Origin of the sequence: Bacilliculturomica massiliensis, from assembly GCF_900605495.1 — a bacterium.
Taxonomy (GTDB): domain Bacteria; phylum Bacillota; class Clostridia; order Peptostreptococcales; family Anaerovoracaceae; genus Bacilliculturomica; species Bacilliculturomica massiliensis.
In genome coordinates this window covers 530,220-543,371 of sequence record NZ_LR027603.1, presented here as the reverse complement: position 1 = coordinate 543,371, position 13,152 = coordinate 530,220, and the positions used below count along the sequence as shown (strand labels likewise).

The 13,152-nt window shown below is 53.4% G+C and carries 10 protein-coding genes; 5 read left to right on the top strand and 5 right to left on the bottom strand.

From position 1 onward, the window contains the following. Positions 1-62: 62 nt before the first annotated feature. Positions 63-1,577 (bottom strand): ribosomal protection-like ABC-F family protein, encoded by a 1,515-nt coding sequence (gene abc-f, locus E0E37_RS11910; RefSeq protein WP_130863254.1) that lies wholly within the window; start codon positions 1,575-1,577, stop codon positions 63-65. A gap of 521 nt (positions 1,578-2,098) precedes the next feature. On the opposite strand from abc-f, the gene E0E37_RS11905 reads away from it, so the two are divergent. The 3 genes from E0E37_RS11905 to E0E37_RS11895 all read left to right on the top strand — a co-directional run bounded on the left by E0E37_RS11905 (position 2,099) and on the right by E0E37_RS11895 (position 4,819). Further along, a complete protein-coding gene (locus E0E37_RS11905) occupies positions 2,099-2,542 on the top strand; it encodes a cell wall hydrolase (protein WP_130863253.1) in 444 nt (147 codons plus the stop codon). 43 nt (positions 2,543-2,585) lie between these two features. Then, a complete protein-coding gene (locus E0E37_RS11900) occupies positions 2,586-3,203 on the top strand; it encodes a hypothetical protein (RefSeq protein ID WP_130863252.1) in 618 nt (205 codons plus the stop codon). A 203-nt stretch (positions 3,204-3,406) separates the two neighbouring features. Beyond that, the gene (locus tag E0E37_RS11895) at positions 3,407-4,819 is read left to right on the top strand and encodes a sigma-54 interaction domain-containing protein (protein WP_130863251.1); all 1,413 of its coding nucleotides are present in this window, start codon (positions 3,407-3,409) and stop codon (positions 4,817-4,819) included. A gap of 91 nt (positions 4,820-4,910) precedes the next feature. Here E0E37_RS11895 and E0E37_RS11890 read toward each other — a convergent pair whose 3' ends face one another. The 3 genes from E0E37_RS11890 to E0E37_RS11880 all read right to left on the bottom strand — a co-directional run bounded on the left by E0E37_RS11890 (position 4,911) and on the right by E0E37_RS11880 (position 7,865). After that, complete coding sequence (locus tag E0E37_RS11890) at positions 4,911-6,314, bottom strand: YfcC family protein (RefSeq protein ID WP_130863250.1); 1,404 nt, start codon at positions 6,312-6,314, stop codon at positions 4,911-4,913. A gap of 40 nt (positions 6,315-6,354) precedes the next feature. Continuing rightward, a complete protein-coding gene (locus E0E37_RS11885) occupies positions 6,355-7,542 on the bottom strand; it encodes a pyridoxal phosphate-dependent aminotransferase (protein WP_130863249.1) in 1,188 nt (395 codons plus the stop codon). 113 nt (positions 7,543-7,655) lie between these two features. Next, positions 7,656-7,865 carry a hypothetical protein gene (locus E0E37_RS11880; RefSeq protein WP_130863248.1) on the bottom strand — a complete coding sequence of 70 codons (210 nt, stop codon included), beginning with the start codon at positions 7,863-7,865 and terminating at the stop codon, positions 7,656-7,658. Positions 7,866-8,111: 246 nt separating this feature from the next. Here E0E37_RS11880 and E0E37_RS11875 point away from each other — a divergent pair, with 246 nt between their 5' ends. Further along, a complete protein-coding gene (locus tag E0E37_RS11875) occupies positions 8,112-9,089 on the top strand; it encodes a C-terminal binding protein (protein ID WP_130863247.1) in 978 nt (325 codons plus the stop codon). 329 nt (positions 9,090-9,418) lie between these two features. Further along, positions 9,419-10,537, top strand: coding sequence for a M20 metallopeptidase family protein (locus E0E37_RS11870; protein WP_130863246.1), 1,119 nt, complete (start codon positions 9,419-9,421; stop codon positions 10,535-10,537). A 1,099-nt stretch (positions 10,538-11,636) separates the two neighbouring features. On the opposite strand, the gene E0E37_RS11865 is transcribed toward E0E37_RS11870, so the two are convergent. Next, entirely contained in the window at positions 11,637-13,085 is a 1,449-nt protein-coding gene (locus tag E0E37_RS11865) for a spore germination protein (RefSeq protein ID WP_330548577.1), read from the bottom strand. Positions 13,086-13,152: the final 67 nt, after the last annotated feature.

Sequence of the window (13,152 nt, the reverse complement as noted above, 5' to 3'; positions counted from 1 at the left end):
GGGGCTGTCTCACTCCTGGATCGCTGCGGGCCGTCGTCCCTGCCCGCCCGGCGGCGAACGCCTTATCTCTTTCCGCAGCCCGGGAGCCGAAGTATTTTCGTGGCGGCTCTGTGACAGAAAGCGCTGTCATGCTCTACAAAGATCATGGTAGGCTGGGATCTGGATATGGCCTCCTCGATCTGCATGCGGGACAGCACGTCGATGTAATTCAGCGGTTCGTCCCAGATATAGAGGTGGGCCGGCTGGCAGAGACTGGCCGCCAGCAGCACTTTTTTCTTCTGCCCGGCGCTGAATTCGCTCATATCCTTCTCAAACTGTGTCCGGGAAAAATCCAGTTTTCGGAGAAGCGCCTTGAACAGGCTTTCGTCCAGCCCCTTCAGATATGCAAAGTCTTTCAATCCGCCGGACAGCCCAGAAGTGTCCTGGGGAATGTAGGACACGGTCATCTGCGTTCCCCTGCGCACCGTCCCGCTGTGCGCGATATCCTCACCCATGATCAGCTTCAGAATACTGGATTTCCCGCATCCATTGCCCCCCGTCAGCGCGATCCTCTCGCCCCGTTCTACTGTAAAGCTCACGTCTTCCGTGATCTGACGTTCTCCGTAAAACAGGGACAGTCCGTTGACTTCGATCAGCCGCTGCCCGTGATAATGCAGCGGAGACAGTGACAGATCCGCTGCTGTTTCCAGATCTTTCAGCAGTTTCTGTTTTTCCTCCACGGCGCTTTGCTGTCTGTTTTCCAGCGCCTTTGAACGCTTCATCATCCTGGCCGACTGTGCGCCGATAAATCCCTTGTCCGGTTTTACGCCGGCCTGTCCGGCCCGCGTCTTCCCGCTTTTGGTCTTCTCGATCTTGTCCGACCACCGCTCGGTCCGTTTCGCCGCCTCGGCCAGCTGGCGGATCTCCTTTTTCCGCTTCTCGTTCTCCGAAAGTTCAAACTGATCCCGGCGTTTTCTGTTCTCCTGCCAGGAAGAAAAATTCCCCTTCTGCACCTCGATGCCGCTGCGGTTGATGGATAAGATGTGATCCACACAGCCGTCGAGAAAGTCCCGGTCATGGGAGACGAGAATAAATCCTTTTTTCCCTCTGAGATAGCGGCTCACCAGCCTTCTCCCTTCCATGTCCAGATGGTTGGTGGGTTCGTCGATGAGCAGAAAATGATTCTCTCTCAGAAAAAGCGCCGCCAGCAGCACCTTAGTCTGCTCGCCGTTGGAAAGCGTGGAGAAAGGCCGGTCCAGCACGCTCTCGGAAAGTTCCAGCAGCGAAAGCTCCCGCTCCAGACGCCATCCTTCGTACTCGCCAAGTTCCGCCAGGATCGGTTCCACGATCTTGCGGGTCACTGTCTCCGGATGTTCCACCGGAAAGGGGAAATAGTCAAAGGATACAGAAGCGGATATGACGCCGCCGTACTCATACTCTCCCGCCAGCAGTTTTAAAAAAGTGGTCTTTCCCCTGCCGTTTCTCCCTGTAAAGCCCAGCTTCCAGCTGGTGTCGATATCGAAGGAGACCTGTTCAAAAATGTTTTCATAACTCCCTTCATAAGCGAAGGTCAGATTGGATACGTGTATCAATGACATAAATAAGCACCTCCCATGCACGCAAAAAAGCCGCAAGGAAGATCCTCACGGCTCAATAGGCATAATCTGCGCACAGGCCACCGCTTCCGGATCGGTAAAACATAAAACTCCCGGCAGCAGCGCCCTGCTTATTCACGCCCCATATAAAAGCTGATCCCGATGAGAAACCTTCTTGCGCGGACACGAAAACAAGACCGCCGCCTGCACGGCGCCGTCTCCCGCGTCCTGTTAAAAATCTTAGCAAGTAAGGTTACGCATCTTTTCAACTCCATTCCCGTCTCAATTTCAGGGTTTTTTGATCCCCGATGTACGAGATCATTATACCGAAGAGCCGATACGCTGTCAACGAATTTTCCGCTTCGCTTTTTGCCGTCTCTTTTTTCGTCCCTTTTTGCATCCATCATTGGATCCGCGATCACATTTTTTAATATCTGCATATACTGTAATAGTTTCAAAGCTAACAAAAACTTGCCGGATCCCGCGCGGAAAATGCGGAATTCCGGTACATATGAGGTGAGACCATGCCCTTCAGCAACAGAGAATTGTTTGCCCGTCTGATACAGTGCGAGGCCGGCGGCGAGGGAGAAGACGGCATGCGGGCGGTCGCCACCGTGGTGATGAACCGCGCGAGGGCGGCGGAAGGCGAGTTTTCCAGGGTCAGCGAGGGCGGCAATGTCCGCAACATCATCCTGCAGCCCGGGCAGTTCGTGTGCGCACGCGAGTCCGTCGGCGGAAGCTATAACCCGCAGAATATCTACAACATGACGCCCACCGACGAGCATTACGCCATCGCAGACTGGGCGATCAACGGAGGAATACTTCCGGGAGTGGACCACTCCCTGTTTTTCTTCAACCCTTACAGCAGCAGCTGTCCCAATTATTTTCCAACAGATATCGGCGTCATACATAACCGCGTAGGAGAACACTGTTTTTATATTCCTACCGTCCGATACGCCATGACCTGATCTGTGTCCTGCTAAAATCTGAAAATAAAATGAGAGGTTCTTTATGTTTAGCAAATGCAGCGGTTATGCACCGCAATTCCGAAAGATGGAGAGACCCATGCCCTCCATGCCCGACGTGATCATGCCCAACTCCCCCATCAATCCGATCATGCCTGTGCCCACTGCGCCGGCGGTCCCTGCAGTCCCCTACGACCCGCCGGCTCCCACAGCTCCCACAGCTCCCACAGTTCCCGCCGCGCCGAACCAGCGGAACGAAAGCAGTCAGACCGGCGGCAACAGCCCCAATTACGACAATACGACCGAATCCATCAACCAGCCCGCACGCGTCAACCCGACGGTTCCCATGACGCCCGGAAATCCCCTGATGCCGGAGGTGATCCCCGAGGCCCCTCTCTTTTCCGTACCCTCCAATCCCCTTCTGCCGCCGGAGTATCAGGAAGTTCTGAGCTACGACAGTCTGCAGTATCTGAACGGTTTTCTGCGTACCCAGATCGGCAGAAACTGCGATGTCCAGTTCCTGATCGGAAGCAATTCCACAGAAATGCGCACCGGCACGCTGATCGGCGTGGGGCTGAACTACATCCTTTTACAGGATCTGGCCACCCGCGAAGTCATCGCCTGCGATTTCTACAGCATCAAATTCGTCGATTTCCACAATTAAGCAGTCAAAAAAACAGAAAAGGCGCCCAGCGGACAGCGTGCCGCGGCAGGCGCCTTTTCTGTTTTTTGGCATATGCCGTCCCATTTTGGCAATTGAACATTTCTATAAAACAGGTTACAATGAAAAGTACCGGCCGCTGCATTTCAGAAGCCGCCGATCGGGTTCCGGATCCATGAGCGTAAAATATCGTCGGAGGTACAGACATGCAAAAAACGTTTTTTGATGAGATTTCCGTGCTTGAAAACTTCATGGACGGTCTTATTTTTATAGATACGGAAGGCCGGGTGATATTTCACAAGATGTTTCCCGGTTCCAAGCTGAAAATAAAGGAGTCTGAAACCGTCGGAAAAAAGCTGGAAGAGATATTTCTGGACTACGATCTGGATACTTCGCCCCTTTACCGCGCGCTGCGATACGGCGAATTCAGCATCAATAAACTGATGAAGCTGCGTTTCTACAACGGCGAGGAGCTGTGGACGGTAAACACCGTCTATCCTGTGAAAAAGGAAGGTCAGATCATCGGCGCGGTCTCAGCTTCCCAGGCGATCAATAACAATCACGCCACCAACTGCATCGAGGTACCGCCCGGCATCGCCCCCCTGCTGGGCGTCAAAGCCGGCAAGCTGTCAACGGTCAACGACATCGTCGGCGAATCCCCCAGCATTCAGCGGCTGAAGTCCAATATCCTCAAGATCTCGGAAACCTCATCCAACGTGATGATCGTAGGGCAGACAGGTACGGGCAAAGAGCTGGTGGCCCAGTCCATTCACAGCCACAGCAAACGCAACCACAAGCCCTTTATCGTGCAGAACTGCGCAGCTATTCCCGCTACTCTGCTCGAAAGTCTTTTTTTCGGAACCACTAAGGGCAGCTTCACCGGAGCTACGGACAGCCCCGGTATTTTCGAACAGGCCGACGGCGGCACGGTTTTTCTGGACGAGGTCAACTCCATGGACATCGCGCTGCAGTCAAAGATCCTTCGAGTGCTGGAAGACCAGACCATCGTCCGGCTGGGCGGAAAAACACCTGTCCGCGTAGATGTGCGCATTATCTCCGCTACCAATCAGCCGCCCAAGGTATGCCTGGCCAAGGGACTCCTGCGCCGGGACCTGTATTACCGTCTTTCCACACTGCAGCTGCGCCTGCCCGCCCTGTCGGAACGGATGGAGGACCTTCCCCTTCTGATCAAATATTTTATCGGCGAATACAACCGCAAAATGGGACGAAATATTCAGGACGTGAGTCCGCAGATACTCAGCCTTCTGAATAAATACGACTGGCCCGGCAATATCCGCGAGCTGAAAAACGTCATGGAGACAGCGTTCAACTTCGCCGAAGGCCCTATTATCATGCCGGAAGATCTGCCCGATTACATATGGGAAGAAAAACTTCTGGACGGCGAGGAGTCCCCCTATTGGGACGGCGAGGATGAGCAGGGACATTCACCGGACGGCGATCTTCCTCTGCGGGAAGCTGTGGACAATTTTGAAAAAGAGTATATTCTGTCCCGGGCCAGAGGCTGCGATTCTATGGTCCATCTGGCAGACCGGCTGCACATCTCAAAGCAGCTGCTCAATCATAAAATAAAGAAATACGATCTGAAGATCAATTTCTGATCAGCGACAGCAAAATGTCCCGCCGTTTTCGGCAGGACATTTTGCATTTCATGGAAAAGATCTATTATATGTCTTGATGATGTCAGCTTATTTAAGCGAAGACTTTCAAAGACGCGATCAGCAGAATGAATCCCGCCGTCTGTATGAGAAGTATGATCTTCCAGCTGAATTTAGCCCACGCCTTGTAATCGACTCCGCACATACTGAGTCCTGCCATCAGCACGCCGGATGTGGGGAAAAAGTAATTGGTGGGTCCGTCGCCGTACTGGAAGATCAGTACCACTACCTGTTTGGGAATGTTGATGATCTGCGCAAAAGGCGCCAGGATCGGCATCAGGATCATCGCTTTTCCGCTTCCGGTGGTTACGAATGAATTGAAGAATATGATTGCGAGATAGAGGATCAGCACGATAATGACCGGGCTTTTTCCGTCGAATCCCTGAACCAGCGCATGGATCGCCGTATCGATGATCTGCGCTTTTTCCATCAGCACCATGACTGCGTTGGCCACGCCCAGCGTCAGCGCGGCGGGCAGCATCTTCTGCGCGCCCTTGGCGAAAATAAGACACGCCTGGCTGGGTCCGATGCGAAATACGATGATGATAAAAAAGGTGAGCATCATCCACATGGCAGAGATCTCCGGCATTCCCCATCCCAGATTGATGGAGCCGTAGCCCTGCAGTACGATGGTTGCCAAAAGTCCCAGAAGGCATAAGACGCGCATGCCTGTCAGTTGTGTTTTCTCGCTGCCGTCATCCGGTTCTTTTTGCTTTTCCAGCTGCTCCATATATTCCGCGGCAATGACGCTCTTGGTCGGGTCCTTTTTGATCTTTGCGCAGTAGAAATGGACATAGGCAGCCGCCAGACCTCCGAATACCGCCACTCCGATCATACGGAAGCCCAGGCCGGAATACAGCGGCAGTCCGATGATCTGCTGAGAGATACCTGTGGTGAAAAGATTCAGCGCGCCCCCTGTAAATCCGGCCGCGATCCCCAAGGCAGCTGTTCCCACGCCTGCGACCCGGTCGTAACCCAGGGCCACTACCATGGCCACAGCCAGCGGATAGAACGGCAGTGCTCCCTCCTGGAAACCGATCATGCCCAGGATCGTGAAAACGATGGTCAGCGCGGGGGGAAGCAGCGCTTCTTTTCCCCGCATGGCGCCTACCAGCTTGTTGATCCCTCCCTCAATGGCGCCGGAATAGTCCAGCAGTTCCAGCGGCCCGGCGCAGATCAGCAGAATGAAAATTACACTGGAGGCCTTGATCATACCCTCGTAAAACGCCTGGAAGAACGAAACCAGCGTGATCTGCTCTACAGGTTCTATGTATTTAAAGCTGTCCGGGTCCACAAAGGTCTGCCCGTTCTCACCGACAGAGCGGATATATTCTCCGCTGGGCACGATGAACGACAGGATCGTCACGATGACCATTACCATAAACAGGATGACATAAACATGGGGTACGTTGATACCCTTGCGTACTTTATTTGACATATCTATCAACCTCTCTGATTTCTCTTCTTTATGTCAACAGTTATTTGGCGCGCTTCTCCGCAATAAAGTCGCGGATCCTGACCATGGCTTCCTTGATATCCTCCATAGAGCTGGCATAGGAGATCCGCACATAGGGTCCCCACTCCAGACCAAAATTATTTCCCGGAGACAAGGTGACCCCCTTGGACTTGATCAGCTCCTCGCAGAAGTCCGCTCCCTCCATGTTCAGGATGCTGATATCCATGAAGATGTAAAACGCTCCTTTTGGTTCAACATAGCTGATCCCGTCGATGGTCCTGAGGAATTCCGCAATATACTGTTTTCTCTCTTTAAACGCTTCTAGCATGATCTCTGTCTCCGGAAGCTCCTCCGTATAAGCGCTGATGGCTCCCGCCTGCGCAAACACGGTGGGACAAACGGCCGTCTGCCCGTGGATCCTTACCAGCGCATCAATGTATTCGGGATTTCCAAGCACATATCCTACGCGCCATCCGGTCATGGCATAAGCCTTTGACGTGGAATTGACGATCAGCGTCCGTTCCTTCATTCCCGGCAGCGTAGCGATGTTCAGATACTCGCCTTCAAATACAAACTGGTCGTAACAGTCGTCTGTGACTACCAGAAGATCGTGTTCTTTGGCAAAGTCCGCGATCATTTTGATCTCATCCGGCGTCATGACATACCCTGTGGGATTGTTGGGGGAGTTGATCAGGATCATTTTGGTATTCGGCGTGACGGCCGCTTCAAAATCCTCCCTACGATATTCTACCTTGCCTCCCTCTTTCAGGATAGGTACTTTTACATATTTTTTCCCTTGATATTCGAGCTGAAAACTGTAGGCTCCGTAGTAGGGGCTGGGGAGAATAACCTCATCCTCAGGATCTAAAAAGGCTTCCCAGATCAGATCCAGCGCTTCGCTGGCTCCCACCGTCACGATGGCCTGTGTACTGGGATTATATTTAAGCCCAAGCTGCTTTTCCGTGTGGTCGGTGATCGCTTTTCTCAGCTCCAGAAGACCCGCCGGCTCAGAGTAGAAGACAAGACCTTGATCCAGCGCTTCCTTCGCCTTCTCTTTGATCCTGACCGGTGTGTCGAAATCCGGCCTGCCGATCTCCATATGAATCACATCCTGGCCCTGACGCTGTCTTTCTAACGCCATTGCATAAATTTCAAACAATCCCTTTACCTTTACTCCGCCCGTCAGTCTCTCGCTTAAAAATTCTCTCATCTTATCTTCCTCCTGATTCTTCTATCATCGCTTATCGCTCTGCGGTGCGGGATGACGCCCCGCCCTCACTGGCAATTTTCCTTAACGCATGTTCCGTGCCATCGCGGATTTTATCACCGAAAAAAATCACGTAAAAAGTGCGCCCACAGTGAGAATTCAAATGGTTTCAAATTTTTTAATTTCTCTGCCGGAAAGGTTTCCGTGGTCCATGCCGCAGTTCTTTCTCCGTAACAGACCCATCCGCCGCCGTAAAACAGCATTTTACGGCGGGTAAAAAATTGACTGCGCATTTGTCCATTAACTGGAAATCCTGTAGTTTTCACAAAGGCGGCCGCCGCGATAAAATCCTGCTTTACCCGCGGGTAAAATTATTGCATCATTTTACGATCGAAACGACGATCAGCTGTTCACGTCCGCAGGCCGTTTTCCCGACAAACGTGTTAATATAATGTAAGAAAAAACAGCGGATCCTTTTATTTTGACGTTGGCACTGAATTTGCGTATTAGGCAAAGTACCGGAAGTAAACGGGTGCTTTTTAGTTTTTAAAGAAAACGGAGGATTGAGTATCATGTACAAAGTAGTCAGAACTTTTACGTTTCAAGAGGGCGTCACATTAGAACAGGAAGTCCTGAAAGGAGTAGCCGACGTCGAGCTTCGGGAATGTAATCAGGATGAAGATCAGGTCATCAAAAACTGTCAGGATGCCGATGCGATCATTATCGGATACGATCCCATCACAAAGCGGGTCCTGGACAGTCTCCCCAATCTGAAACTGGTGGCTTTCAAGACTATCGGCTTCAACTTCGCCGACGTGGATTACGCCCGCGAAAAAGGCGTGGCTGTTTCTCATATTTCCAAATACTGTACGCAGGAGGTGGCCGACTACGCAGTGGGAACCATGCTGAGCCTGAACCGCAGGATCCAGCAGTTCAACAACAGCGTACATATCGACAAGCAGTGGCAGTACGATCTCTTCCCCGAAATGCGGCGTTTTGGATCGCAGACCGTAGGTCTCCTGGGTTTCGGCAACATTCCGCGGCTGATCACGCAGAGACTGAAGCCCTTCGGCCCCAGAGTCATCGCCTACGATCCCTATGTGAGCCCTCAGACCGCTGCGGAACTGGGAGCAGAGCTGGTGAGCATGGAAGAAGTTCTGTCCACTGCGGATATCGTGAGTATCCATCTGCCCCTGAACGACGACACGGTCAAAATAATGAATAAGAAACACCTCGACATGCTAAAGGGCAACACCATCTTCATCAATTCCGCCCGCGGCTCCCTGGTGGACGAAGAGGCCGTGATCGACGCTCTGGATTCCGGCAAGATCCGTTATTACGCGGCGGATGTAGTGGAAGCGGAATTCCCGGACATTACCAACCACCCCTTTGCCAGCAGAGACGACGTGATCCTGACGCCCCACATTGCCTGGTTCTCTCAGGAATCCGTCCGGGACGGCCGGATCGAAGCGGCGCAGAACGTCCTTCACTTCCTGAATGGAGAATACGACAAAGCGCAGATCGTCAACGGGGTCAAAACATCGAGGTAAGCGGAACGCTGGCCTGCAGCCAGCGGAGTGTATGTAAATGGAGCATATGTGTACGCATTGTATGTAAACACAAAGTATTAGAGTGGAACGCATGTGGACCTGGCAATGTAGACCTAGCGCATGTGGACCTGGCAATGTGACTTGGCAATGTGACCTGGCAATGTGACCTGGCAATGTGACCTGGCAATGTGACCTGGCAATGTGACCTGGCACATGCAGGCTGAACGCATGTGGAAAAACATATCTGCATTTAACACATATGCATTGATCGGAACGTATGCAAGGAATTGCATTACAGAATTGAAGCTTCAGAAAAGGATAATAGCGTTATGAATCGAAAACATCTTGAATTGGCCACGCAGCTCCGCCACGAGCTGCACCGGCATCCTGAACTGTCCAACCATGAGAGCTGGACCAAACAGCATCTGATCGATTTTCTCAAGGAGCACACCACCCTGGAGATCGTGGACCGCGGTCTGTGGTTCTACGCTGTCTACCGCGCGGGAGAAAACAAAGACAGCATCGCTTTCCGCGCTGATTTCGACGCCGTTCCCATCGCCGATGAGATCGACGCGCCCTATCAGTCCCAGTTCCCCGGCGTAGGCCATAAATGCGGCCACGACGGACACAGCGCCAGTCTGGCCTGCTTCGCGTTGGAGATCAACGAAACAGGCGCAGACAAAAATATCTATTTCCTGTTCCAGCACGCAGAAGAGACAGGCGACGGAGCGGAGCAGGCCGCCGTATTCATCAAAGAGAACAATATCTCCGCTATCTATGCCTTCCACAACATGAGCGGCATGGAATTCAAATCAGTCAACCTGCGCGTAGGTACCACCAACTGCGCTTCCCGCGGCATGACCATCCACATGGAGGGCGTTCCCACACACGCCAGCCAGCCCGAGTTCGGCGTCAATCCCGCTTTCGCTATCGCCAAGCTGGTGGACGCCATCCCGGAGCTGACCTCCCCGGAAAACAATAAAGGTATGGTACTCTGCACGGTGATCCAGATCGACGTGGGAGAGCGCGCCTTCGGCGTATCCGCCAGCAACGGCGACCTGCTGCTCACCATCCGCGCCGTATACGAGGATGAACTGGACCGGCTTCAGCAGAATCTGGAAGAGATCGCCCGGCATCAGGCAGAACTGTACGGACTCAAGTGCAGCTTCTCCTACTGCGACTGCTTCCCCATGACCTCGAACGACCAGCAGAGCGTGGACGAGATCCTGAAGGTCTGCGAACAACAGGGGATCAAGAGCATTATCATGGAAGAACCCTTCCGCGGATCGGAAGACTTTGGCCACTATCTCAAACAGACCAGAGGCGCGATCTGCTTCATAGGAAACGGCGAGGACTATCCGCAGGTGCACACGGTGGAGTTTGACTTCCGCGATGAGATCATCGAGACCGCAGTCACCGTGTTCAAAGGGCTTGCCGAGCTGGCCTAGGCGCCGGCTGTATCCCGTGAATCGCCGCCTTTGATCCCCGGCTGCCGGGCATTCCACGGCCGGCGGAGGTTCCGTCTCTGTGGGTCGTTCCGTGGCTGCAGCTGTTCGTCTTCGGCCGTTCCACGGCTGCCGCGGGTTCTGTTGCTGCCGCGGGTTCTGTTGCTGGCGGGCGTTTCACAGCTGCCGGGCATTCCACGGCCGGCGGAGGTTCCGTCTCTGTGGGTCGTTTCGCGGCTGCAGCTGTTCGTCTTCGGCCGTTCCACGGCTGCCGCGGGTTCTGTTGCTGCCGCGGGTTCTGTTGCTGCCGCGGGTTCCATCTCCGTCGGCTGTTCCGTCAGAACCGCCGACGGCCGGCGGTTCGGCATCTGCGGAAACGGATCAAATATAACAGCCATACCGCTGCAAAACACAGGGTTCTCATAATGACATCCTCAAAACAAATGACTACCTTGACACTGTGTTTTGCAGCAGATCAATATAGAGACATCCGGTCTTACGATGGGAGAGCTGCAAATAGTAATTGCAGCTCTCCCATTTTCTTTGAGCCACAGTACAAGCCTGCTGCGGCAACCTCAGCCAGTGATGGGTGAAATATCATATTTTTTCTTTGTTTCGCATAAATAAGGCACAAAAATAGGTGAAAAAACATTATTTAAATGCTTTTCACCTATTTTGCTGTAATTTATTGGATAATCCCACCTGTTTTCGCTGAAATATAGGTGAAATTTGATTTTTTTTACTGTTTTCACCCATTAGACGTTCAACGACCGATGCCCGACCGATGCCCGACCGATGCCCGACCGATCCCCGGCCCACACTCCGACCGGCGCCATAAACCTTCATGTCCGACCTGCGCCATGAACCGCTCTCACAGCCGCCCCGATGCGGACCGGCTGTCGGCCCCACACCGCTGTCGGCCCACACCAAGCCCCCGACGCGGATCGGCGCTGCCGGCCCACACCAACTCCCCCCAGACGCGGACCGGCGCCATACACCCGCCACGGCCCTTCTCCACCCCGATAGCAGACCGGCACCATGCGCCCTGCAAAACTCCACCGCCTGTTCCATCCCTTTTCGCACTGATATCCCCCTTCGGCCCTTACCTGGTCCGGAAAATCAGCCCTTTCAGCTTTGTCCAGTTCCACGGGATCAGCGGGTACAGGTACGAAGTCCCAGTTATCGTTTTGGTCGTGCACAGCATGACGAGTTCCAGCAGCACCGCCGCCGCAAATCCCAGACTTCCGCCTGCGGCTACGCCCACCAGCATTCCCATGCGCATGAATTTGATCGCGTAGTTCAATTCGATGCTGGGCTGGGAAAAGCCCGCCAGCGCCACTGTGGCCATGAGCAGGATCGACTGAGGTATAAACCACCCTGCGGTGACGGAGAAGTCTCCCAGGATCAGCGCGCCGATGACGGAAAGGGACATGCCCAGCGCACTGGGCGTATTCAGCGATGCCAGTTTCAGCCCGTCCACGGCCAGTTCCAGCAGCAGGAACTGCCAGAACAGTGGGATGTTGTACGCTTCCTGCGGCAGGATGAACAAAAGCCCGTCAGGAAGCGGAATATCGCCCATGGCGATCATCAGATAGACCGGCGTGATAAAGGCTGTCACCAGCATGGTGATATTGCGGATGAACCGGAAATAGTTGCCCGTCACGATGGGAAAATAATAATCGTCCACATCCTGAAGAAAATCGAAAAGCCCTGTGGGCAGGATCATGGCTGTGGGACTGTTGTCCACCAGAATAACAAATTTTCCTTCCGTCAAATGGGCGGCTACAACGTCGGGCCGTTCCGTGTAGCGCACTTTGGGAAATGGATTCCAGAAGCTTCCTGCCGAGCGGTTCCTTTTCCGCCCCTGCTGCAGCGACCCCAGCGCTTCCACCAGACTCTGGTCCCCCACAGTGAGGCTCTTCATATCCAGTTTTGACAGCTGCTCCTTCAGCTGTTTCACCAGCTTTTCATCCACCAATCCCTCCATATAGCCGATACAGACGTCTGTCCTGGATACCTTCCCCACAGAATGCATGTCGAAGATGAGGGCGGAATCGCGCACACGCCGGCGGATGAGCGCGGTATTGAACACGATGGTCTCCACCAGTCCGTCCCTGGAACCGCGCAGCGTCTTTTCTTTCTCCGGTTCCTCCACCCCGCGGGTGGGGTAGGTCCGCAGATCCATGAGTATGACCTCTTCATAACCCTGGATCAGCATGGCTGTCTGACCTGACAGCACCGCATCCGCCGCCTTCTTTGGTTCAGGCTCCAACGCTACTTCAACGTAAGGTATCTTCAGCCTGCTGAAATCCCCTGCCGCGGGCATGTTGTCCATGTCCGCCGGCGCGGTCTTAAAGAAATCCGTCAGGATCCGCTGCATCAGCTCATCCTTTATAAATCCATCTATGAAATAAAGATGTGTGGCGCGGCCTCCCACCTCAACGACGCGTTCGATCACATCGAAGCTCTTATCCACGGGTAAGTACCGCTTCATGAACGCCGTCGCCTCCTCAAAAAACGATCTCTTTCTTTCCTGCTCCGTTTCCTTCATAAAAAAACTCCTTTCACCGGCTGTTTTCCTTAAAATAGCTTTGGCGAAAAGAGTTTTTTTTATTCTG

Bases quoted from the DNA above. Each gene is read 5' to 3' on its own strand.
- abc-f (WP_130863254.1), bottom strand. From the start codon at position 1,577: ATGTCATTGATACACGTATCCAATCTGACCTTCGCTTATGAAGGGAGT.
- E0E37_RS11905 (WP_130863253.1), top strand. From the start codon at position 2,099: ATGCCCTTCAGCAACAGAGAATTGTTTGCCCGTCTGATACAGTGCGAG.
- E0E37_RS11900 (WP_130863252.1), top strand. From the start codon at position 2,586: ATGTTTAGCAAATGCAGCGGTTATGCACCGCAATTCCGAAAGATGGAG.
- E0E37_RS11895 (WP_130863251.1), top strand. From the start codon at position 3,407: ATGCAAAAAACGTTTTTTGATGAGATTTCCGTGCTTGAAAACTTCATG.
- E0E37_RS11890 (WP_130863250.1), bottom strand. From the start codon at position 6,314: ATGTCAAATAAAGTACGCAAGGGTATCAACGTACCCCATGTTTATGTC.
- E0E37_RS11885 (WP_130863249.1), bottom strand. From the start codon at position 7,542: ATGAGAGAATTTTTAAGCGAGAGACTGACGGGCGGAGTAAAGGTAAAG.
- E0E37_RS11875 (WP_130863247.1), top strand. From the start codon at position 8,112: ATGTACAAAGTAGTCAGAACTTTTACGTTTCAAGAGGGCGTCACATTA.
- E0E37_RS11870 (WP_130863246.1), top strand. From the start codon at position 9,419: ATGAATCGAAAACATCTTGAATTGGCCACGCAGCTCCGCCACGAGCTG.
- E0E37_RS11865 (WP_330548577.1), bottom strand. From the start codon at position 13,085: ATGAAGGAAACGGAGCAGGAAAGAAAGAGATCGTTTTTTGAGGAGGCG.